Source organism: Streptomyces sp. NPDC058650 (genome assembly GCF_042717315.1).
Classification (GTDB): Bacteria; Actinomycetota; Actinomycetes; order Streptomycetales; family Streptomycetaceae; genus Streptomyces.
On sequence record NZ_JBHXRL010000005.1, the window covers coordinates 144,253 to 166,052 of the forward strand.

A 21,800-nucleotide genomic window follows, 5' to 3' on the forward strand; every position below is an offset into this window, starting at 1 on the left:
CCGCCGGTATCGGCGGGGGCGTCGAGGAAGGCATCGGCCGAGCTCACGCGCCCGGCGCCTCGGCGACGCCGATCGGGCAGGAGACACCGGTGCCGCCGATGCCGCAGTAGCCCGCGGGGTTCTTGTCCAGATACTGCTGGTGGTACGCCTCCGCCGGATAGAACGGGCGCTCCTCGTCCGCCGGCAGGACGTGCGTGGTGATCTCGCCGTAGCCGGAGCCCGCGAGGACCTTCTGGTACGCCGCGCGGGAGGCCTCGGCCTGCTCGGCCTGGGCCGGGCTGTGGGTGTAGACCGCGGAGCGGTACTGGGTGCCCACGTCGTTGCCCTGGCGGAAGCCCTGCGTCGGGTCGTGGGACTCCCAGAAGAGCTTCAGGAGGGACGCGTACGAGACCTTCGACGGGTCGAAGACGACCCGGACGACCTCGGTGTGGCCGGTCAGACCGGAGCACACCTCCTCGTACACCGGGTTCGGCGTGAGGCCGCCCTGGTAGCCGACGAGGGTCGTCCAGACGCCCTCGGCCTGCCAGAACTTGCGCTCGGCGCCCCAGAAACAGCCCAGGGCGAAGTCGGCGACCTCCAGCCCCTCGGGGTAGGGGCCGAGGAGCGGGTTGCCGAGGACCGTGTGGCGATCCGGGACGGAGAACTCCGGCTCCGGGCGGCCGCGCAGGGCCTGCTCGGGGGTGGGGAGGACGGGGGTGCGGGACAGGAACATGCTGCATCTCTCCTCGACGGTCGGCAGTCCTCACAACAAGGGAGGGCCGGAAGGGATTCCCCTCCCGGCCCTCCGCAGTCTCGACCGACCCGACCCGACCCGACCCGACCCGACCCGACCCGACCCGACCCGACCCGACCCGACTCGACCGACCCGACCCGACCCGACCGCGCCCCGCCTCAGCGCGGCAGCGTCACCGGGCTGCCGCCGTTCGCCTCGTACCCCGCCACCGCCAGGTTCCGGAAGACCGTGTACTCCGCCGCCGGGTCCCCGCTCAGCGTCCACGGCACCGCGCCCACGTGCCCGTCGACGTGCACCAGCTGGTGCATGGCCTCCGACCAGCGCTCGCCGCGCACCAGGAACCAGACGAGCAGGTGCCGGACGTGCGCGAGCATCGGGTCCTCGGGCCGGGCCGAGTGGACCGCGTACAGCGCGCCCTCCGTCGCCTTGCTCACCACGGCCGTACGGAAGAAGTCCTGCACGAGCACCACGTCGGGCACGTGCTCGTACACCGCGAACAGCGGCAGCGCCGCGAGCAGCGAGCCCCGCGGGGCGCGCGCCGCGGCCGTCGTCGCGAAGTGGTCGGCCTCCTCGCGCGAACCGTGCCACTTCTCGCACCAGTAGTGCAGGGCCGCCAGATGCGCCCCCATGTGCTGCGGAGCGCGGTCGATGACCTTCGCCCACACCTGGTCGAACTGCTCGTGGCCGTAGCCGAGGCCGCGCGCCACGGCCAGCTGGGTGATGTACGGGACGGGGTCGCCGGGCGCGAGCAGCGCCGCCTCCTCGGTGACCTTCAGCGCCTCCTCCAGAATGATCCGGAAGTCGTCCGTCCCGGCCGCCGAGGAGCGCCACGCCTGCTGCACCAGGAACTCGCCGTGCACGGCCGCGCCGCCCGCGTCCTTCGGCGCGTCCGCCCGCCAGGCCCGCAGCCACGCCCCGCCCACACCGGGCCGCTCCTGGAGTTCGAGGGAGGCCGCGCCCGCGAAGGCCTGGACGCGCTGCCAGCGCACCTCGCCGTCCTTGTCGGTCTCGGCGAGCAGCCGCGAGGCGGCTCGCCAGTCCTGGGTGGCCTGGACGACGTCGAGGACGTGGAGAAGATCGTCGTCGGCCCCCGGCAGCCGTACGTCCTGCTCCTCCTGCCGAACGAAGCCGTACGCCTCCGGGTCCGCCGCGTCCGGTGCGTCCGGCGCGACCTGCCGGATCCCGCCGCCGCCCCGGCGGCCCAGCACATAGCGGCCGAGGACGGCGAACAGCAGCCCCATCGCGATCAGGAACAAGAGAATCTCCATGCGTCCATTGTCCAGGACGCTCGATGAGACGATCGAAGCGGCGGGGAGCGCGCGGCACTACGCTCCTGACTCATGAGCGACCAGCACTCTCACCAGAGCTTCGAGACCCGCGCGATCCACGCGGGCAACACCGCCGACCCGCTGACCGGCGCGGTCGTCCCGCCCATCTACCAGGTGTCCACCTACAAGCAGGACGGCGTGGGCGGGCTGCGCGGCGGATACGAGTACAGCCGCAGCGCGAACCCGACCCGTACCGCCCTGGAGGAGAACCTGGCGGCCCTGGAGGGCGGCCGGCGCGGTCTCGCCTTCGCCTCCGGGCTCGCCGCCGAGGACTGCCTCCTGCGCACGCTCCTCGCGCCCGGCGACCACGTGGTCATCCCGAACGACGCCTACGGCGGCACCTTCCGGCTCTTCGCCAAGGTCGTGGAGCGCTGGGGCGTGGACTTCTCGGTGGCGAACACCTCCGACATCGACTCGGTGCGGGACGCCGTCAACGACCGGACGAAGCTGATCTGGGTCGAGACCCCGTCGAACCCGCTCCTCGGCATCACCGACATCGAGGCCGTCGCGGGCGTCGCCCGCCAGGCCGGCGTGAAGCTCGTCGTCGACAACACCTTCGCCTCGCCCTACCTCCAGCAGCCGCTGGCGCTCGGCGCGGACGTCGTCGTGCACTCGCTCACCAAGTACATGGGCGGGCACTCGGACGTCGTCGGCGGCGCGCTCGTGACGGCCGACGAGGCGCTCGGCGAGGAGCTCGCGTACCACCAGAACGCGATGGGCGCGGTCGCCGGACCGTTCGACTCGTGGATCGTGCTGCGCGGCATCAAGACCCTCGCTGTGCGCATGGACCGCCACAGCGAGAACGCGACGAAGATCGTCGAGATGCTCACCCAGCACCCGAAGGTCGTCCAGGTCCTCTACCCGGGCCTGCCGGAGCACCCGGGTCACGAGGTCGCGGCCAAGCAGATGCGCTCGTTCGGCGGAATGATCTCCTTCCGCGTACAGGGCGGCGAGGACGCGGCGGTGGAGGTCTGCAACCGCGCGCAGCTCTTCACCCTCGGTGAGTCGCTGGGCGGCGTCGAGTCCCTCATCGAGCACCCGGGCCGGATGACGCACGCGAGCGTCGCGGGCTCCGCCCTGGAGGTCCCGGCCGACCTCGTCCGCCTCTCGGTGGGCATCGAGAACGTCGAGGACCTGCTGGCGGACCTCCGCCAGGCCCTCGGCTAGCCGTTGCCGGTGCGGAAGGGCCCGGGCTCCCCACGGGGGGGCGCGGGCCCTTCCGTCGCTCAGGTCCCGGGCGCCGGGTCCTTCAGGTGGCTCTTTATCTCCTCGCGGAGCTCGGGGGTGTCCGTGTGCTCGTGCACGGAGACGGCGTGCTCGACGGCAGCCCGCAGCACCTCCTCCTCCTCGCCCGAGATGTAGAGCGAGCAGCCGGAGACGCTCGGGGCGTCCCGGCAGTCCGTTGCTTTCCTGGCCATGACGACCTCCAGACGGCCCCTCCTCCAGGCTAGGCCGGGCCCCGCGTCACCACCCTTCGAGCGGTGGCGTCGTCCGCGCGGGCGGGGCCTCCCACGGCTGTTCCACCGAGGCCCACACCACGAACGCGAACACGGCGACGGCGAACAGGCCCCACAGCACCCGGCGCGCCACCCGGTCCCGGCGTGCCCGCCGCGACCCGCGCTCCACGGCCTGTACGGCGAGATCCGCGGGCACCGGCGGGTGCGGGGTGTCCAGCATCCGCCGGACCGCCGCCTCCTTGTCCTCGTGCCGGGTCACGCGGCGATCTCCCGCCCCTGGGAGGCGGCCGCGCCGCGCGCCGCGGCCCGGAGCGCGGCGACCGAGCGGGCGCAGACGGCGCGGACGCGTGCCTCGGAGAGCCCGAGGAGGGCCGCGACCTGCTCCTCGGCCACCCCTTCGTAGAGCCGCAGCACGACGACGAGACGTTCCTGCGGGCCGAGCGCGGCCAGCGGACCCCGTCCGCCGTGGTGCCGCCACGCGGTGCGGGCGAAGCGGGCGGCGAGATCGCGGCGCGTGAGGTCGTACGGGTCCTCGTCACGCAACCGCGCCCACACCGCGTACGTATGGGCGAGGGCGGCGCTCAGCAGCGCCCTGGCGTGGGGGTTGGCCGTACGGGACTCGGCGGTGAGCAGGGTCGCGGCATGCAGCAGCCGCCCCGCTGCCCCGGCCACGAACGCCTCGAACTCCCGGGTGCGGTGGGCCTGTTCGCTGACAGGTCCGATCCGTTGCTCGCGCACCCCCTCATAGGAGGGCAGCGAGAGGCCCGGGTCAAGAGGCCGGCGCGGACTCCGTCGACGAACCCCCGGACGCGGTGCCCGGGTGGCCCGTGTGCGCCGACTGCCGTGCGGACAGGGCGGTGTTGAAGCGCGTGAGCAGCGTGCAGAAGGACTCGCGCTCGGTCTGGGTCCAGCCGTCCGTGACCTCCACCATCAGCTGGCGGCGCGAGGAGCGGACCTCCTCCAGGCGGGCGAGGCCGCGTGGCGACAGCTGGAGCACGACCGCGCGCCCGTCCTCCGGGTGCGAGGTCCGCTTGACGAGGCCGGTGTCGACGAGCGGGGCGACCTGTCGGGTGACCGTGGACGAGTCGATCCCCATGCCCGCCGCGAGCGCCTTGACGCCCATCGGCCCTTCCTGGTCCAGCCGGTTGAGGAGGAGGTAGGCGGCCCGGTCCATCGAGTTGCGGAGCTGTCCCGTGCCGCCGAGGCGGGTCTGCTCGGCCCGGCGGGCGAAGACGGCCACCTGGTGCTGGAGGGCGTCGAGGAGACCGGGGTCGAGCTCAGTCGTCATGTCCTGAGATGTGGGCATGGCTGTGGGTCTCTCTCGTGCGGGGGTGGTCGGTCGGTGGGGGACAGAGTACGCGGACCCGAGGGGGTCCGTACCGGGGCTGCGCAAACCGGATTCGGCACCCGCTCGCCGAGCGGCCACGAGGGCGGTGAGCTGCGAGACTTGCTGTCATGAGCTTCCGTACGCGAGACCCCTTGCACCACCTCATGCTGGACGACGTGCGCGGGGCGCAGAAGATGCTGTCCGGGGTGGCCCGGGTGACCGCGATGGAGGGCAGCCGCCATCTGTCGTCGCTGGTGGGGGCGCCGGTCCAGCTCAAGTGCGAGAACCTCCAGCGGACCGGTTCCTTCAAGCTGCGCGGGGCGTACGTACGGATCTCCGGGCTGCGGCCCGAGGCGCGGGCCGCCGGGGTCGTCGCCGCCTCGGCGGGCAACCACGCGCAGGGCGTCGCGCTCGCCTCGAAGCTGCTCGGCGTGCACGCGACGGTCTTCATGCCGGTCGGCGCCCCGCTGCCGAAGATCGCGGCCACCCGGGAGTACGGCGCCGAGGTCCGGATGCACGGCCACGTCGTCGACGAGACGCTGGCGGCGGCGGAGGAGTACGCCCGGGAGACGGGCGCGGTCCTCATCCACCCCTTCGACCACCCGGACATCATCGCGGGGCAGGGCACGGTCGGCCTGGAGATCCTGGAGCAGTGCCCGGAGGTCCGGACGATCGTCGTGGGCATCGGCGGCGGCGGTCTCGCGGCCGGTGTGGGGCTCGCGGTGAAGTCGCTGCGCCCGGACGTGAAGGTGATCGGGGTGCAGGCGGAGGGCGCGGCCGCGTACCCGCCCTCGCTGGCCGCCGGGCATCCGGTGGTGATCGAGTCGCCGGTGACGATGGCGGACGGGATCAAGGTGGGGCGGCCGGGCGACGTGCCGTTCGCCCTGATCCAGGAGTACGTGGACGAGGTCCGCACCGTCTCGGAGGACGACCTGTCGTCGGCGCTGCTGCTCTGCCTGGAGCGGGCCAAACTCCTCGTCGAACCGGCCGGCGCGAGCCCGGTGGCGGCCCTCCTCGCCGACCCGAGGGCCTTCCAGGGGCCCGTGGTCGCGATCCTGTCGGGCGGGAACGTCGACCCGCTGCTCCTCCAGCGGATCCTGCGGCACGGCATGGCCGCAGGGGGCCGCTATCTGAGCCTGCGGCTGCGGGTGACGGACCGGCCGGGCGCGCTCGCGACGCTGCTCGCGGTCCTCACGGTGGTCGACGCGAACGTCCTCGACGTGAGCCATGTGCGGACGGATCCGCGCCTGGGTCTGACGGAGGCGGAGGTCGAGCTGCACCTGGAGACGAAGGGCCCGGAGCACTGCCGGGAGGTCGAGGACGCGCTGCGGGACGCGGGCTACACGGTCCTCGGCTGACCCGCGCGCGTCCGACTCGTGCGCGAGCACTCGGGGGCGCACTCAGGGGCGCGCACTCGACTCCAGGATCATGTGGCGCGGATCACGAATTCACTGGGCGCGGCCCGCCCGGCAAACCTAGGATCGGTAGGAAACGCCCGAATCTCCCTGGGAGAACCACATGCCAGGCGCGATCTACGCCGAGGGTCTGGTGAAGACCTTCGGTGACGTACGAGCTCTGGACGGCGTCGACCTCGACGTACCCGAGGGCACGGTCCTGGGCCTGCTCGGCCCGAACGGCGCGGGGAAGACCACCACCGTGCGCGTGCTGACGACGCTCCTCCAGCCCGACAGCGGCAGGGCCGTCGTCGCCGGAATCGACGTCCTCAAGCATCCCGAACAGGTCCGCCGCTCGATCGGCCTCTCCGGCCAGTTCGCCGCGGTCGACGAGTACCTGACCGGCCGCGAGAACCTCCAGATGGTCGGCCAGCTCTACCAGCTGAAGGCGAAGGCGGCGAAGGTGCGGGCCGACGAGCTCCTGGAACGGTTCAGGCTCGCGGACGCCGCCGACCGCACCGCCAAGACGTACTCCGGCGGCATGCGCCGGCGCCTCGACCTGGCGGCGGCCCTCGTCGTCTCCCCACCGGTCATGTTCATGGACGAACCGACGACCGGTCTCGACCCGCGGAACCGGCAGGCGCTGTGGGAGGTCATCAAGGAACTCGTCGCGGGGGGTACGACGCTGCTCCTCACCACCCAGTACCTGGAGGAGGCCGACCACCTCGCCCACGACATCTGCGTCGTCGACCAGGGCAAGGTCATCGCGCGCGGCACCTCCGACCAGCTCAAGGCCCAGACGGGCGGCGAGCGCGTCGAGGTCGTCGTCCACGAACCGGCGATGATCGCGGGCGCCCGCGACGTCCTCGCCCGCTACGGCATCGCGGGCAGGGGGCAGGGCGAGGTCTCCGTCGAGGACCACACCCGCAAGCTCACCGTGCCCGTCTCCGGCGGCGCCAAGCTGCTCGCCGAGGTCATTCGCGACCTGGACGCCGTCGGCGTCGAGATCGACGACATCGGCCTGCGCCGCCCCACCCTCGACGACGTCTTCATCTCCCTGACCGGCCACGCGGCCGCCCTGACGGAGGAGGAGAACGGCGGGCCGCCCCCGGAGGACGCCCGAGGCCAGGGCGCCCGCGGTCAGCACGGCCGCGGTAAGGACGGCCGAGGCCGTGACCTGACGAAGGAGACGGCCAAGTGAGCACCGTGAACGACTCCCTGGTCATCGCCCGGCGCAACCTCATCCGCATGACCCGGATCCCCGAGATGATCCTGTTCGGGCTGATCCAGCCGGTGATGTTCGTGATCCTCTTCACGTACGTCTTCGGCGGCTCCATGAGCATCGGCGGCAGCACCGACCCGGACGTCTACAAGAACTTCCTGATGGCGGGCATCTTCGCGCAGACCGTCACCTTCGCCACGGCCGGCGCGGGCGCGGGCATCGCGGACGACATGCACAAGGGCCTCATCGACCGCTTCCGCTCCCTGCCCATGGCGCGTGGCGCGGTCCTCACCGGCCGCACCCTCGCCGACCTCGTCCAGACCGCGCTGACGCTGTTCGTCCTCGCGATCGTCGCGCTGATCATCGGCTGGCGCCCCGGCTACGCGGCACCGACCAACTTCGGGAAGATCATGGCGGGCTTCGCCCTCCTCCTCCTCCTGGGCTACGCCTTCACCTGGATCGGCGCCCTCATCGGCCTCTCGGTCCGCACCCCGGAGGCGGCGACGTCCGGCGGCCTGATCTGGCTCTTCCCGGTCACGTTCATCTCGAACGCGTTCGTGGATTCCAGCCAGATGCCGTCCTGGCTCCAGCCCATCGCCGAGTGGAACCCGTTCAGCGCCACCGTGCAGGCCTGCCGCAAGCTCTTCGGCGACCCGGGCGTCTCCCCGTCCGACGCCTGGCCGATGCAGCACCCGGTGTGGGCGTCGCTGATCTACTCGATCCTGATCGTCGCGATCTTCCGTACGCTCTCGGTCCGCAAGTACCGCCGCGCGGACGGCTGACCGCCCCGCTCAGGGCAGATACCCGGAGACGACGAGGCCGTCGGGGAGGGCGAGGAACACCGCCCCTCCGGCGGCCAGCGCGTCTCCGGTCGCCTGCGGCGTGAAGCCGTCGGGGAGCTCCGCCTCGAACTCCCCGAAGTCCTGCTCGTTCGCGGGACCGGACACGGCGTAGGACCGGACCTCGGCCTTCCCCACGGTCAGGACCCGATCGCCCGCGAAGTAGATGTCGCCCGTCGCCTCCCGGAACGCCGGGGGTCCCGCCCGCCACCGCTCCCGTCCGTCGGCCAGGTCGTAGAGGACGACACTCCCGCCCTCGTCCACGGCCACCAGACCGTCGGTGCGCACCGTGGGCCTGGCCGACACGCCGGTGCCGAGGGTCCGCCGCAGTTTCAGCGTCGCCGCGTCGAGCACCGCTACGGAGCCGGTGCCCGTGCCCGTGCCCGTGCAGAGCACGCTGCCGCTGTTCTCGTGCACGGTGAACTCCTGGCAGCCCTCCTCCCCGCGTGCCGTCTCCTTGCCCGTACGGGCGTCCAGGGCCACCGGCACGATCCCGAGCGGGACGAAGACCCGCCCGGCCGCCGCGACCGGCTGTTCCGGCAGGGCGTCGAGCGGGGTCCGCCACAGCTCCTGGCCGTCGGCGAGGCGCACGGCGGTGACCAGGCCGGTCCGCTCGTCGCGCATGTTGACGTACGTGGAGTAGAGGACCCCGTCCAGCAGGTCGGTGCCCTTCACGGCCCAGTCGGTCCCGGGCCCCGGGACACGGCTCCGCTCCTTGCCGTCGAGGACCCCGTACGCGACGACCCCGTCCGGCCCCGTGACGTACGCGGTGTCGCCGACGACCGCCGGGTACTGGGCGCCGCTGCGCAGCCCCTCGCCCCGCCCCGGCACCTTCCACAGCTGCTTGCCGTCCGCCGCGCTCAGCCCGGTGACCGCACCGCCGGACCCGGGGCAGACCAGGACCTTCGGGGAGAGCGCGCAGGTGCCGACGCCCGCCTCCACCTCGGCGGTCCACGGAGACCACTCGGCCGGGCGGTACGCGCGGTCCGTGCCGGCCGTGCCGAAGTCGTTGGTGTGGCCCGCGCCGCCGTACGGCAGGACGACCTGGCTCAGCGTCACCGGAGCCGGGTTCCCCGAGGCGTCGGGGGCCGCGCTCGTGCTCGGCGCCCCTGCGCTCCCGCCGGTCGTCGCGCCCTCCTGCTCGCCGGTCCGGTTCAGCAGCACCACGCCCACCGTCGCGAGCACCGCCACCGCGACCGCCCCCGCCACGACCGCGCCCCACGCCCGACGGCGCGGCTTCACGGGAGCGGCAGCCGGTGCCGCGGGCCGGTTCGGCACGGCGGTGGGGGAGTAGGGAACGACCGGTCCGAGCGTCGGCAGGTCGGCGACGCCCGCACCCGAGGCGGCCGCCTCCCCGACGTTCCGCGCCGCCTCCCCGTAGGAGGCGAGCAGCGACAACACCCCACCGGGCCAAGGAAAGGCCTCGGGCGCGCCCCCGCCGCCGAGCAGGACCACCAGCTCCTCCGCCGACGGCCGCTCGGCGGGATCGAGCCGCAGACAGCGCTCCACGACCGTCCGCAACTCCTCCGGAACCCCGGACAGTTCGGCGTCGGCGCGAGTGATCCGATAGATCACCGCGGCCATCTCGTCATCATGGAAAGGCCCTTGGCCGCTCGCCGCGAACGCGAGCACCGCACCGAGGCAGAACACGTCCGACGCGGGCACCACCGCCCGGCTCCCCACCAGGTGCTCCGGCGACATGAACCCGGGTGAGCCGACCACCAGACCGGTCGAGGTCAGCGCCGTCGCCTCGAAGGCCTGGGCGATGCCGAAGTCGATCAGCTTCGGCCCGGCCGCGCCGAGCAGGACGTTCGCGGGCTTGAGGTCCCGGTGCAGGACCTTCACCCGGTGCACGTCCGCCAGGGCCGTGGCGAGCGCGGCCCCCAGAGCCCGTACGGCCGTGACGGGAAGCGCCCCCGACCGTACGACGGCCTCGGCGAGCGACGGCCCCGGCACGTACTCCGTCGCCAGCCACGGCGAGGGCGCGTCGGCGTCGGCGTCCACGAGCCGCGCCACGCCCGGCCCGTCCACGGTCCGCGCCGCCGCGATCTCCCGCCGGAACCGGGTCCGGAAGTCCCCGTCGACCTCCAGGTCCTCCCGCACGGTCTTCACGGCGACCATCCGGTACGGATCGGCGGTCGGCTCGTCGGCCCGGCAGGCGAGATGCACCTCGCCCATGCCGCCCGCACCGATCCGGGCGAGTAGCCGGTAGGGCCCCGTGAGTCGCGGGAGCTGTCCCGGGGGCAGAGCTTCCAGCACCGAACAGGTCCTTTCAGAGCGTCACTTGGGGAGCTCGACAGAGGAGACGACACCCTTGTCGAAGACGACGTACGCGATTCCGCCCACGGGCAGGACCTCCGGCTGCCGGATCTTCTTGAAGATCATTTCGCCCCAGTTCGGGTCGTAGAACTCCTCCTCGGCGCGCGGTCCCGGCGCCCCGGGCACCGGTGTCACCTTGAGCCCGCCCGGCTTGCCGTCGGCGCCGATCCGCACGGTGTAGAGGGAGGAGTAGTCGGCGTACACGACTCGGTCGCCGGCGAGCAGCGGCGACGACCAGCTCTGGCTGAGCCCGGCGGGCACGGCCTTGGCCGGGAAGGAGGCGAGCGTCTTCCCGGTGCGCGGGTCGAGGATCCGCAGGCCCCCGTCGAAGGCCACGACAGTGTGCGCACCGACCGCCGTGGGAGCCGCCGAGCCGAGCGCGCTGGGCAGCGACGCCTTCGAGGCGAGGGTGCGGGCGTCGAGCAGGTGAAGTGAGGTGTCGCGGTCGTTGCCGGACCCGGCGCCCGCGCAGTACGCCGACGCGCCGAGCACCTTGAGCTCCCGGCACGCCTTGGCATCCGGGTCCACCTGTCCGAACTGAGTGCCCTTTCTGCCGTCGTACGCCACGAGCCCGCCCTGACTGAGCGCGTAGACGATGCCCTTGGCGTAGGCCACCGACTCGTACGCCTTGCGGTCGGCGCTGGAGATGTTCCCGTTGCTGAGGCCGTGCGACCAGAGCCGCCGTCCGTCGGCCAGGGAGAACGCCGTCAGAGCGACCGGCGTTCCGGTGCTGTCCTCGGCGAGCTCCGTCGCCGCGAAGACGATCCCGTCGCCGACGACGGGCCGGGTGTCCCAGAAGTTCTGCGGACCCAGGGCCGGCTTCTCCCAGCGCACCGCCCCCGTGCGCGCGTCACGGACCTGGAGCGAGCCTCCGGCGACGAGGACCACGCTCCCGTCGTGGACCGTGGGACGTGTGGCGCCCCCGCCCACGAAGGGGTACCCGGTGGGGCTGATGTAGGTCTCGCCGGGCGTGTCCGCGGCCTGTGGCACGTCCCACAGCTTCTTCCCGCTCGCCGGATCCAGCGCCTCGTACCGCCCGTCCGTCGTCCGGCAGACCAGCACCTTCTCGCCGGCCGAGCAGCCGAACGCCGGCGCGCTCAGCTTCGCCTTCCACGGCGTCCAGCCGGCCGGCCGCTGGGCCGCGTTCTGCGGGACGACGCCCGAGGCGTCGGCGAGGCCCCGGTCGTCGACGCCCGGGACGCGCGGCCCGGCGGGCGGGGCGGCGGCCTTCTCCGGGGAGCGGGGCTTCTTCGTCTCGCCCTCCGGCCACAGCAGGTACGTGCCGACGCCCCCGGCCACGACCGCGAGCGCCAGGACGGCGGCGAGCACCCGCCCCCGCCGCCGGGGCGGAGGCGTGTCGGGCCGTGCGACCGGCCCCTGGGTCGGCGCGGAGTGCACCCCCGGCACCCCGGGCGTCACCACGGGCCCCCGGGGGTCGGGCGTGGGCGAGGGCGCGACCTCCAGGAGCGGACCGCCGGAGGCGACGAGCTGGGCCAGCTCCGTCCCGTACTCGCCGATGTGGTCCCGTACGCCCTCCGGCCACGGGAAGCGACTCCCCGCGCCCCCGCCGAGCAGCTCCGCGAGCTCGCCCGGGGTGGGCCGGTCCGCCGGATCGAGGGCCAGACAGGCGGCGACGGCGTCACGCAGTTCCTCCGGCACCCGGCTCAGGTCGGCTTCCGCCTGCGAGACCCGGTACAGGACGGCGGCGAGCGGCCCGTCGCCGAAGGGGTCCTCGCCGGTCGCCGCGTAGCAGAGGAGCGAGCCCAGGCAGAAGACGTCGGAGGCGGCCGTCACCCGCCGGGCCCCGGCCACGTGCTCGGGGGACATGAAGGCGGGAGTACCGACCATCACCCCCGTCGCGGTCATGGTGGTCGCGGCGGCGCTGCGGGCGATGCCGAAGTCGATGAGGCGGGGTCCGTCGACGGAGAGCATGACGTTGCCGGGCTTGAGGTCCCGGTGCAGGACCCCGGCCCCGTGCAGGTCGGCGAGGGCGCGGGCGACCCCGGCACCGACGGCGCGCACGGTGGCGACGGGCAGCGCGCCGCCGCGGCGCACGGCCTGGGAGAGGCTGGGCCCGGGGACGTACGCGGTGGCCAGCCACGGCACCTCGGCGTCGGCGTCGCCGCCGACGGGCGCGGCGGCGTAGGAACTGGCGACGAGCGCGGCGACCCGGATCTCGCGCCGGAACCGGTCGCGGAAGGCCGGATCGCCGGCGACGTCCCGCCGCACCGTCTTCACGGCGACGAAGACCCCGTCGGCCGAGCCGCCCTCCGAGGCGTCCCGCCCGTCCCGCCCCAGGAAGACCTCGCCCATGCCGCCGGCGCCGAGCCGGGCCAGCACCTCGTACGGTCCGATCTGCCGTGGCGTGCCCTCACGCAGCGGTCCCAGCACTGTGCCCATCCCCCCGATGACGCAACCCGATGACGCAACCCGATGACGCAACCCGATGACGCAACCCCGATGACGCAACCCCGATGACGCATCGCTGATGACGCAACGTCAGTCCCGCATCATTGCATGTGCATGCAAGGGAAAAGGCCGGACCCCCGAGGGGTCCGGCCCGTCACACGAAGCCGTGGAAGGCGGCGGCTCAGCGGCCGTACGGCGTGGCGCTGAGGATCTTCACCGTGGCCTTCTTGCCGTTCGGCAGCTCGTACTCGGCGTCTTCACCGGCCTTCTTGCCGTTGACGCCGACGCCGAGCGGCGACTGCGGCGAGTAGGTCTCGATGTCGTCGCTCGCGTACTCGCGGGAGGCGAGCAGGAAGGTCATCGTGTCGTCCTCGTCGCCGTCGAAGGCGATCGTGACGACCATGCCGGGCTCGACGACGCCGTCGTCCGCCGGGGCCTCGCCGACCTTGGCGTGCTCGAGCAGCTGGGTGAGCTGGCGGATCCGGAGCTCCTGCTTGCCCTGCTCCTCCTTGGCCGCGTGGTACCCGCCGTTCTCGCGCAGGTCGCCTTCTTCGCGCGCCGCTGCGATCTTCACGGTGATCTCGGTACGCGCGGGACCAGACAGGTACTCAAGCTCTCCCTTGAGCTTGTTGTACGCCTCCTGGGTGAGCCAGGTGACGTTGTCGCTGGTCTGGGTCACAGGTGCTCCTCGTAGGTACTGGGAATACAAAGCATCGCCCTACACGGGCAGCAGGCGCTTCCCGAGCGGGCGAAACCACGAGCCTAACAATGAGTGGCGAAAAGCGGGAGGACATCCGCCATCAGGATGGCGTCTCCCCAGGTCACGCCCGTGACCCGCCGGGACTCGTCACCCGGTCCCTACCCACCGCTACCGGGCCGTACACCCCACGAGCTCGGCACTCGTCGCGAGCGCCGTCGTACGGAGCGTGAAGACGTTGTCGACCCGGCCGGCGGGGTCGTCGATCCGCACGTCCTTGCGGGCCACCTCGGTGCCGTCCTCGGCCCGTGACCGCAGCGTGCAGACGCCCTTGACGCCCTCGTCCTTGCGGACCTCCAGGTGCACCTGCACCTCGGTGGGGCTCACCACGTCGAACTTGATCATCTCGGCGCTGATCTTGCTGTCGACGACGTAGTGCCAGCCGAACCAGCCCATCATGCCGAGGAAGAGGACGCCGAGCACGGCGCCGGCCACCTTGAGCTTGCGGTCGGCCCGCTCGTCCGCGGAGCGCCCGTAGCGCCCTTCGGGCAGCTGCTCTCGCACCGCGCTCATGGTGGATCCTCTCGAAGCCGGGGGTGGCGGAATTTTCGCTCCCCCGATTCCGTCACTATAGAAGCCTCCCTCCGCGTCGAATCACTGAGGATCGAGTCTTGACTGACCAGCTGCGACTGATGGCCGTTCACGCCCACCCCGACGACGAGTCGAGCAAGGGTGCGGCCACGATGGCCAAGTACGTGTCCGAGGGGGTGGACGTCATCGTGGTGACGTGCACGGGCGGCGAGCGCGGCTCGGTCCTGAACCCCCAGCTTCAGGGTGACGCCTACATCGAGGCGAACATCCACGAGGTGCGCCGCAAGGAGATGGACGAGGCCCGCGAGATCCTCGGCGTCTCCCAGGAATGGCTGGGCTTCGTCGACTCGGGCCTGCCCGAGGGCGACCCGCTGCCGCCGCTCCCCGAGGGCTGCTTCGCCCTGGCGGACGTCGACACGGCGGCCGGGGAGCTGGTCCGCAAGATCCGCTCGTTCCGCCCGCAGGTCATCACGACCTACGACGAGAACGGCGGCTACCCGCACCCCGACCACATCATGACCCACAAGATCACGATGGTGGCCTTCGACGGCGCGACCGACGCCGAGAAGTACCCGGAGGCCGAGTTCGGCCCGGTCTGGCAGCCCCTGAAGCTTTACTACAACCAGGGCTTCAACCGTCCCCGCACCACCGCCTTGCACGAGGCGCTCCTCGCCCGCGGCCTGGAGTCCCCCTACGGGGAGTGGCTGGAGCGCTGGAGCGAGTTCGAGCGCAAGGAGCGGACGCTGACCACCTTCGTGCCCTGCGCCGACTTCTTCGAGACCCGCGACAAGGCCCTGATCGCCCACCGCACCCAGATCGACCCCGACGGCGGCTGGTTCCGGGTCCCGATGGAGATCCAGAAGGAGGTCTGGCCGACGGAGGAGTACGAGCTCAGCAAGGCGCTGGTCCCGACCTCCCTCCCCGAGGAAGATCTCTTCGCGGGCATCCGCGACAATGCCTGACATGAGCGCACACCTGGCACTGACCCAGCTTGTCCCCTTCGCCGCCGAAGAGCTGGACAAGAACAAGGTGACCCCCGGCGTCCTCGGCTTCGTCGTCTTCGCGGTCATGGCCGTCGCGGTCTGGCTGCTGATGAAGTCGATGAACCGCCACATGGGCAAGGTCTCCTTCGAGGAGGCCCCGGACCCGGAGGCCGCCGCGGGCACCCCGGCCACCAAGGCGGGCGCCCCCGGCAAGTAGCGACGACGCCCCCTGTCCCGTACCCCTGGTGGTACGGGATAGGGGGCGTCCGTACGCCTGCCCCCCGACAGCAGGTGCGCGGGTGCCTACCGACCTGATCAAGAGCGGGCCGGTCGCCGTGGCGCTGCTCGGCCGGTCCGCCCTCCTGGGCGGGGGCGGCCTGTGGCTCGTCACCGGGGTGCCAGCGGTCGCGGCGGCGGCACTCGACCGGTCCGCCCTCCGGTCCGCCCGTACGGTCGACCTCGCCCGGCTCGCGCGCGAATCGGCGCGTGCCGCCGAGGCCCGGACCTTCGCCTGGACCGGCACGCTCCACCACGCGCTCGACCTGTACCGCCCGGAGCCGCGCGGGCTCACACGCCTTGACGCGTCCGTACGGGCGTCTGCGCGGCCACCTGACCCAGGGAGCGGTCCGCGCGCACCGCGCACGAGGGGTCGCGCGATCGCCGCGCTGTGTTCCCGCCGGCCGGCGCCGCCGTGACCGCACTCGCCGTCGCCGCCTGCCGCGTCCGGGCGGGCCTGCGCCGGACGGGCTGGTCCCTCCGCCCCTCCTCACCCGCCTCGGCCGGGTGTGACGACACCCCACCCGAACGAGGCCCCGCTCCGCCAAGGGCACGGATCCCGCACGAGTCCCCGACGGCAGGGCAGGATGGGCACCATGGCGAACCGACTGGCCCATGAGACCTCCCCCTACCTCCTTCAGCACGCCGACAACCCGGTCGACTGGTGGCCCTGGTCGGCCGAGGCCTTCGAGGAGGCCCGCCGCCGTGACGTCCCGGTGCTGCTCAGCGTCGGCTACAGCTCCTGCCACTGGTGCCACGTGATGGCGCACGAGTCCTTCGAGGACGACGCCACCGCCGACCTGGTCAACGAGCACTTCGTCGCCGTCAAGGTGGACCGCGAGGAGCGCCCCGACGTCGACGCCGTCTACATGGAGGCCGTCCAGGCCGCCACCGGCCAGGGCGGCTGGCCGATGACCGTCTTCCTCACCCCGGACGCCGCCCCCTTCTACTTCGGCACGTACTTCCCGCCGGAGCCCCGCCACGGCATGCCCTCCTTCCCCGACGTCCTGGAAGGCGTCCGCGGCGCCTGGGCCGACCGCCGCGACGAGGTCGGCGAGGTCGCCGACCGGATCGTCAAGGACCTCGCGGGCCGCTCCCTCGCCTACGGCGGCGACGGCGTCCCCGGCGAGGAGGAGCTCGCGCAGGCCCTCCTCGGCCTCGTCCGCGAGTACGACGCCACCCGCGGCGGCTTCGGCGGCGCCCCCAAGTTCCCGCCGTCGATGGCCGTGGAGTTCCTGCTCCGCCACCATGCCCGTACGGGCTCCGAGGGCGCCCTCCAGATGGCCGCCGACACCTGCGAGGCCATGGCCCGCGGCGGCATCTACGACCAGCTCGGCGGCGGCTTCGCCCGCTACGCCGTCGACCGCGCCTGGGTCGTGCCCCACTTCGAGAAGATGCTGTACGACAACGCCCTGCTCTGCCGGGTGTACGCGCACCTGTGGAAGGCCACCGGCAGCGACCTGGCCCGCCGCGTCGCCCTGGAGACCGCCGACTTCATGGTCCGCGAACTGCGCACCCCCGAAGGCGGCTTCGCCTCCGCCCTCGACGCCGACTCGGCCGTCGCAGACGGATGGGGGCACCCCCAGGCCGAAGGCTCTGGGGGAGGCACGGGCAAGCACGTCGAGGGCGCCTACTACGTCTGGACCCCCGAGCAGCTCACCGCCGTCCTCGGCGAGGAGGACGCCGCCCTCGCCGCCGCCCACTACGGCGTCACCGAGGACGGCACGTTCGAGCACGGCAGCTCCGTCCTCCAGCTCCCGCGGTCCGACGAAGACGCAGTCGCCGACGCCGACCGCATCGCCTCCATCGCCGCCCGGCTCCTCGCCGCCCGCGAGGAGCGCGAGCGCCCCGGCCGCGACGACAAGGTCGTCGCCGCCTGGAACGGTCTCGCGATCGCCGCCCTCGCCGAGACCGGCGCCCTCTTCGACCGCCCCGACCTCGTCGAACGCGCCACCGAGGCGGCCGACCTGCTCGTCCGGGTCCACATGGACGAGACCGCCCGGCTCACCCGTACCTCCAAGGACGGCCGGGCCGGCACCAACGACGGCGTCCTGGAGGACTACGCCGACGTCGCCGAGGGCTTCCTCGCCCTCGCCGCCGTCACCGGCGAGGGCGCCTGGCTCGAGTTCGCCGGCTTCCTCCTGGACATCGTCCTCGACCGCTTCACCGGCGAGGGCGGCGCGCTTTACGACACCGCCCACGACGCGGAGGCGCTCATCCGCCGCCCGCAGGACCCCACGGACAACGCCGCCCCCTCGGGCTGGACCGCAGCCGCCGGAGCGCTCCTCTCGTACGCCGCCCACACCGGCTCGGAGGCCCACCGCACCGCCGCCGAGGGAGCCCTCGGCGTCGTCAAGGCCCTCGGCCCGCGCGCGCCCCGCTTCATCGGCTGGGGCCTGGCGGTCGCCGAGGCCCTCCTCGACGGGCCCCGCGAGATCGCCGTCGTCGGCGCCCCCGCCGACGAGGCCTTCCAGGAGCTGCGCCGTACCGCGCTCCTCGCCACCGCCCCCGGCGCCGTGGTCGCGACCGGTGCCCCCGACAGCGAGGAGTTCCCGCTCCTGAAGGACCGCCCGCTGGTGGCCGGCGGGCCCGCCGCGTACGTCTGCCGCCACTTCGTGTGCGAGGCCCCCGTCACCACCCCGGCCGAGCTCGCCGAGAAGGCGAATCCGGCGCGCTAGGCCGGACCCGGCCTGGACGGGGACGGCCCCGCCACCCCTCCGAGGAGGGGCGGCGGGGCCGCCGCCGTGCCGGGTGTCGTCGCTCAGCTGTTGCCGGCGCCGTTGCCGGACAGGACCGGGATGTCGCTGAGGATGTGCGACAGCGGCTCGTCACCCTTGGCCTGGGTGGAGTTCTCGGTGCACTGCTGGTTCTGCGGGGAGGACAGGACGTTGACGTCCTGGACGGTGATCGGGATGAGACCGATCAGCGAACCGGCGTTGACCTTGGCGGGCAGGCCGACGCACGGCTTGTTCAGGGAACCCTGGACGAGCGCGAACTGCGGGCTCATGTTCCCGTAGGTGGCGGAGTTGCCGTACTCCTGGTGGGCACCGTTGCCGCTGAGCGAGGTGGTGCCACCGTCGTCGGCGATCGCGAGCGCCTGTCCGGCACCCGCCGCCGTCGCGCCGAGAACCGACGCGGCCACAGCAGCCGTAGCCAAGAGCTTCTTCATTGTTCAGGCCTTTCGGGTACTGGCCCCGCTGAGTGCCGAGCCGTGCTGATCAACTGGTCGGAAGGGCGGAGGTTCCGGTAAGTCCACCGGACGGACTACGGGCAGATGAGCGATGACCCCGTGGCCGGCCCGTACGTGGCCACCGGGATCGTGCTGGGAGCGACCTCCTCGGCGGCGGGCAGCGGCCGGTCCTCGCGCAGCCGCCCGAAGACCTCCGCCGCCCCTTCCTCGTCCCAGGCGATCGTGGACCCGGCACCCTCGATGGTCGGATTGAAGCCCCGTACGGGCACGGTCGCGAACTCCGTACGGTCCGGGGGCAGGTCCCGCAGCCGGGCGGCGAGCGTCAGCAGCTCCGCCGTCGAGATCCCGCGCTCGGCCGCCGCCGTCCCGCGCAGCGCCGCGGCGAAGTCCCGCAGCCGCGCCGGGTCGTCGAGGACCCCTTCGCGGAGCCGTTCCAGGGTGTTGACGACGAACTTCTGCTGCTTGCGGATCCGGCCGAAGTCCATCTGCCCGTCCGCCTTCCGCGAGCGGACGTACTGGAGGGCCTCGCCGCCCCCGACCCGCTTGGTACCGGGCTGGAGGTCGATGCCGGTGGCGGGGTCCTTGAGCGGCTCCGCCGTACAGATGGGCACCCCGCCGTCGACGCGGTCCACGGTGTCCATGAAGCGCCGGAAGTCGATCTCCAGATACCGGTGGACGGGCAGCCCGGTCATCGACTCGACGATCTCCACGGCGAACGAGGAACCGCCCTCCGCCCAGGCGCTGTTGATCTTCGCGGGGTGGGCGGCGTGCACCTTCCCGGTCCGCCGGTCGCGGTGGTCGGCGGGGAAGGCGGTGAGCGAGTCGCGCGGCAGACTCACGACGTCGACCCGGTCGTTCGCCGCCGACACGTGCACGAGCATCATCACGTCCGTGCAGTCGCACTCCTTACCGCCCAGCCGGTAGCGCTCCTTCTCCGCCTCGCTCAGGCCCCTGCGGGTGTCGAGGCCGACCACGAGGAGGTTCAGCCCCTGTTCCGGGGCGGGGAGTTCGGTGGGGGCGGCGGCGAGAGCGCCGGGGACGAGGGCGGTGAGCGCGGCGAGGGCCGCGGGGGCGAGCAGCAGACTCCGGGGCCGCTTCGGGCGCGGGACATTCATGGCCGCACGCTAATTCGACCCCGCTCGTACAGAGGTACGCGACGCGACATGGGCAGAGCCAATCACTCTCCTGCGGCGCCTGTGTAATCCTTGCAATGATGCGTGAATCGCAGCGGAAGGAGCGAAGATGGCGCCGGGTCCCGGGAAATGGGAACGGATGGCCTTCATTCCGAAGAGCCGATATGTGAGTGACCGACCGACCCCCGTCGACCGCACGCCATTCCCGGTCTATTCCGCACTGGTGACACAGTGGGTGCAGGCGGGGCGCACGGTACCGGGAATGCCGGACCGGGAATGGGAACGACTGATGACCACCCCCGTCTGGCCACGCCCGTAGCGCCGTGGCACGCACGCGTAAGGGGCCGCCCGGAGAGGGCGGCCCCTTACGCGTGAGCGGGACGTCAGTTGTTGCCGACGCCGTTGCCCGACAGGACCGGGATGTCGTCCAGGATGTGCGACAGAGCCTCGTCACCCTTGGCCTGGGTGGAGTTCTCGGTGCACTGCTGGTTCTGCGGGGACGACAGGACGTTGATGTCCTGGACGGTGATCGGGATGAGACCGATCAGCGAACCGGCGTTGAGCTTGGCCGGCAGGCCGACGCACGGCTTGTTCAGGGAGCCCTGGACAAGCGCGAACTGCGGGCTCATGTGGCCGTACGTGGCGGAGTTGCCGTACTCCTGGTGAGCGTGGTTGCCGCTCAGCGAGGTGGTGCCGCCGTCGTTGGCGATGGCGAGTGCCGGGGTCGCCGCCGCGGCGGACACGCCGACGATGGAGGCGGCTGCGGCCGCGGTGGCCATAACCTTCTTGATCACGGGAGTTCCCTTCTAGAAACCGGCTCCGTGCAGGGAGCGCCCTGATCAACTGGCCTCCGGACGCCCGGGTTCCGCTGTGTCACCCCCTTGGCGGAGCGCACTCGGCAGCGCGAAACAGGGTCCCAGTCGAACGAGTGAAGCGCCGGAACCAATGGCCCCGGCCGCAGTTGATCCCGTCGCATCAATCAGGTCGATTGGTGGGAACAGGAACGGAATCACCGTGATCAAGAAGATTATGGCGGCTGCGGCTGTGACGGCCTCTGTTGTCGGCGCTTCCGCTGCGGCGGCGACCCCGGCACTCGCCATCGCCAACGACGGCGGCACGACCTCCCTCAGCGGCAACGGCGCCCACCAGTCGTACGGCAACTCCAAGACCGCCGGTGACATGAGCCCGCAGTTCGCGGCGGTCCAGGGCTCGCTGAACAAGCTGTGCCTCGGCGTCCCGGTCAAGGGCAACCTCGGTTCGCTCATCGGCGCCATCCCGATCACCGCCCAGGACATCAACGTCCTGTCCTCCCCGCAGAACCAGCAGTGCGCGGACAACTCCACCCAGGCCAAGGGTGACGAGCCGCTGTCGCACATCCTGGAGGACATCCCGATCCTCTCCGGGAACGGCGCCTACAACGGCTGATCCGCACCGCGCACGACGGGGCCGGAGGGAACGTTCACGTTCCCTCCGGCCCTGTTTCGTGCGGGCAATGGAGTGAAAGAGGTGACGTCGCCGTTGTTTCGGTTTCCTTTGTGAGGCGTGTTCGTTGTGTGGTGTGCAGCGGAAAGGTATTCCGCCGAGGAAAGGATCCAGACGCAATGAACTGTAAGAAGGCTGCGGCCGTCATCGCCGGAATCGTCATGGCCATGGGTGCGGCGTCGCCCGCCTTCGCGGACGCGGACGCGCACGGCGCGGCCATCGGTTCGCCGGGCGTCCTGTCCGGCAACGTCGTCCAGGTCCCGATCCACGTCCCGATCAACGTCTGCGGCAACAGCATCAACGTCATCGGCCTGATCAACCCGGCCTTCGGCAACACCTGCGTCAACCACTGAGTCCCCAGCGGCACGCAGGCACAGGGGCCGGCCCCGGAGAGCACCCGCTCTCCGGGGCCGGCCCTCG

General features: G+C 72.3%; 23 protein-coding genes. 10 read left to right on the plus strand and 13 right to left on the minus strand.

Annotated features, from left to right (window positions below; translation table 11 throughout):
- Window positions 1-43: 43 nt before the first annotated feature.
- Window positions 44-712 carry a peptide-methionine (S)-S-oxide reductase MsrA gene (gene msrA, locus ACFWWU_RS10890; RefSeq protein WP_384142174.1) on the minus strand — a complete coding sequence of 223 codons (669 nt, stop codon included), beginning with the start codon at window positions 710-712 and terminating at the stop codon, window positions 44-46.
- A 179-nt stretch (window positions 713-891) separates the two neighbouring features.
- Window positions 892-2,001, minus strand: a complete 1,110-nt coding sequence (locus ACFWWU_RS10895) for a hypothetical protein (RefSeq protein ID WP_384142177.1) — start codon at window positions 1,999-2,001, stop codon at window positions 892-894.
- A 72-nt stretch (window positions 2,002-2,073) separates the two neighbouring features.
- Here ACFWWU_RS10895 and ACFWWU_RS10900 point away from each other — a divergent pair, with 72 nt between their 5' ends.
- The gene (locus ACFWWU_RS10900) at window positions 2,074-3,228 is read left to right on the plus strand and encodes a cystathionine gamma-synthase (protein WP_384142180.1); all 1,155 of its coding nucleotides are present in this window, start codon (window positions 2,074-2,076) and stop codon (window positions 3,226-3,228) included.
- Window positions 3,229-3,287: 59 nt separating this feature from the next.
- Here ACFWWU_RS10900 and ACFWWU_RS10905 read toward each other — a convergent pair whose 3' ends face one another.
- Genes ACFWWU_RS10905 through ACFWWU_RS10920 form a run of 4 tightly spaced genes read right to left on the minus strand, consistent with a single transcriptional unit; the run spans window position 3,288 to window position 4,824 of the window.
- Complete coding sequence (locus ACFWWU_RS10905; RefSeq protein WP_384142183.1) at window positions 3,288-3,479, minus strand: DUF1059 domain-containing protein; 192 nt, start codon at window positions 3,477-3,479, stop codon at window positions 3,288-3,290.
- Window positions 3,480-3,525: 46 nt separating this feature from the next.
- The gene (locus ACFWWU_RS10910; protein ID WP_384142186.1) at window positions 3,526-3,777 is read right to left on the minus strand and encodes a hypothetical protein; all 252 of its coding nucleotides are present in this window, start codon (window positions 3,775-3,777) and stop codon (window positions 3,526-3,528) included.
- Complete coding sequence (locus ACFWWU_RS10915) at window positions 3,774-4,256, minus strand: sigma factor-like helix-turn-helix DNA-binding protein (RefSeq protein WP_384142189.1); 483 nt, start codon at window positions 4,254-4,256, stop codon at window positions 3,774-3,776. Before ACFWWU_RS10915 ends, ACFWWU_RS10910 begins: the two co-directional genes overlap by 4 nt.
- A 31-nt stretch (window positions 4,257-4,287) precedes the next feature.
- Window positions 4,288-4,824 (minus strand): MarR family winged helix-turn-helix transcriptional regulator, encoded by a 537-nt coding sequence (locus tag ACFWWU_RS10920; protein ID WP_384142192.1) that lies wholly within the window; start codon window positions 4,822-4,824, stop codon window positions 4,288-4,290.
- Window positions 4,825-4,973: 149 nt separating this feature from the next.
- Here ACFWWU_RS10920 and ilvA point away from each other — a divergent pair, with 149 nt between their 5' ends.
- The 3 genes from ilvA to ACFWWU_RS10935 all read left to right on the plus strand — a co-directional run bounded on the left by ilvA (window position 4,974) and on the right by ACFWWU_RS10935 (window position 8,243).
- Entirely contained in the window at window positions 4,974-6,203 is a 1,230-nt protein-coding gene (gene ilvA, locus ACFWWU_RS10925; protein ID WP_384142195.1) for a threonine ammonia-lyase, read from the plus strand.
- Window positions 6,204-6,363: 160 nt separating this feature from the next.
- Entirely contained in the window at window positions 6,364-7,440 is a 1,077-nt protein-coding gene (locus ACFWWU_RS10930; RefSeq protein WP_384142198.1) for an ATP-binding cassette domain-containing protein, read from the plus strand.
- The gene (locus ACFWWU_RS10935) at window positions 7,437-8,243 is read left to right on the plus strand and encodes an ABC transporter permease (protein ID WP_384142201.1); all 807 of its coding nucleotides are present in this window, start codon (window positions 7,437-7,439) and stop codon (window positions 8,241-8,243) included. Before ACFWWU_RS10930 ends, ACFWWU_RS10935 begins: the two co-directional genes overlap by 4 nt.
- 9 nt (window positions 8,244-8,252) lie before the next feature.
- Here ACFWWU_RS10935 and ACFWWU_RS10940 read toward each other — a convergent pair whose 3' ends face one another.
- From ACFWWU_RS10940 to ACFWWU_RS10955, 4 genes are all read right to left on the minus strand, one after another.
- A complete protein-coding gene (locus ACFWWU_RS10940) occupies window positions 8,253-10,559 on the minus strand; it encodes a protein kinase (protein ID WP_384142204.1) in 2,307 nt (768 codons plus the stop codon).
- A gap of 21 nt (window positions 10,560-10,580) precedes the next feature.
- Window positions 10,581-13,019: a PQQ-binding-like beta-propeller repeat protein gene (locus ACFWWU_RS10945; RefSeq protein ID WP_384142207.1), complete on the minus strand. Its 2,439-nt coding sequence runs from the start codon at window positions 13,017-13,019 to the stop codon at window positions 10,581-10,583.
- A gap of 190 nt (window positions 13,020-13,209) precedes the next feature.
- Window positions 13,210-13,707 carry a transcription elongation factor GreA gene (gene greA / locus ACFWWU_RS10950; RefSeq protein WP_384142210.1) on the minus strand — a complete coding sequence of 166 codons (498 nt, stop codon included), beginning with the start codon at window positions 13,705-13,707 and terminating at the stop codon, window positions 13,210-13,212.
- Between the two features lie 189 nt (window positions 13,708-13,896).
- On the minus strand, window positions 13,897-14,298 hold the full coding sequence (locus tag ACFWWU_RS10955) for a DUF4307 domain-containing protein (protein ID WP_384142213.1): 402 nt from the start codon (window positions 14,296-14,298) through the stop codon (window positions 13,897-13,899).
- 98 nt (window positions 14,299-14,396) lie between these two features.
- On the opposite strand from ACFWWU_RS10955, the gene mca reads away from it, so the two are divergent.
- The 4 genes from mca (at window position 14,397) to ACFWWU_RS10975 (ending at window position 18,253) form a co-directional block, all read left to right on the plus strand.
- The gene (gene mca / locus ACFWWU_RS10960) at window positions 14,397-15,278 is read left to right on the plus strand and encodes a mycothiol conjugate amidase Mca (protein ID WP_384142216.1); all 882 of its coding nucleotides are present in this window, start codon (window positions 14,397-14,399) and stop codon (window positions 15,276-15,278) included.
- A 1-nt stretch (window position 15,279) separates the two neighbouring features.
- Complete coding sequence (locus ACFWWU_RS10965; protein ID WP_384142219.1) at window positions 15,280-15,516, plus strand: hypothetical protein; 237 nt, start codon at window positions 15,280-15,282, stop codon at window positions 15,514-15,516.
- 82 nt (window positions 15,517-15,598) lie between these two features.
- Window positions 15,599-15,994, plus strand: a complete 396-nt coding sequence (locus tag ACFWWU_RS10970) for a hypothetical protein (RefSeq protein WP_384142222.1) — start codon at window positions 15,599-15,601, stop codon at window positions 15,992-15,994.
- A gap of 177 nt (window positions 15,995-16,171) precedes the next feature.
- Entirely contained in the window at window positions 16,172-18,253 is a 2,082-nt protein-coding gene (locus ACFWWU_RS10975) for a thioredoxin domain-containing protein (protein WP_384142225.1), read from the plus strand.
- An 83-nt stretch (window positions 18,254-18,336) separates the two neighbouring features.
- Here the strand turns inward: ACFWWU_RS10975 and ACFWWU_RS10980 are convergent, their stop codons facing one another.
- The 3 genes from ACFWWU_RS10980 to ACFWWU_RS10990 form a co-directional block, all read right to left on the minus strand.
- On the minus strand, window positions 18,337-18,744 hold the full coding sequence (locus tag ACFWWU_RS10980) for a rodlin (protein ID WP_384142228.1): 408 nt from the start codon (window positions 18,742-18,744) through the stop codon (window positions 18,337-18,339).
- Window positions 18,745-18,839: 95 nt separating this feature from the next.
- Entirely contained in the window at window positions 18,840-19,880 is a 1,041-nt protein-coding gene (locus tag ACFWWU_RS10985) for an LCP family protein (RefSeq protein WP_384142231.1), read from the minus strand.
- A gap of 401 nt (window positions 19,881-20,281) precedes the next feature.
- Complete coding sequence (locus tag ACFWWU_RS10990; protein ID WP_384142234.1) at window positions 20,282-20,692, minus strand: rodlin; 411 nt, start codon at window positions 20,690-20,692, stop codon at window positions 20,282-20,284.
- 220 nt (window positions 20,693-20,912) lie between these two features.
- Here ACFWWU_RS10990 and ACFWWU_RS10995 point away from each other — a divergent pair, with 220 nt between their 5' ends.
- A complete protein-coding gene (locus tag ACFWWU_RS10995; protein WP_384142237.1) occupies window positions 20,913-21,323 on the plus strand; it encodes a rodlin in 411 nt (136 codons plus the stop codon).
- Window positions 21,324-21,499: 176 nt separating this feature from the next.
- On the plus strand, window positions 21,500-21,733 hold the full coding sequence (locus ACFWWU_RS11000) for a chaplin (protein WP_384142240.1): 234 nt from the start codon (window positions 21,500-21,502) through the stop codon (window positions 21,731-21,733).
- Window positions 21,734-21,800: the final 67 nt, after the last annotated feature.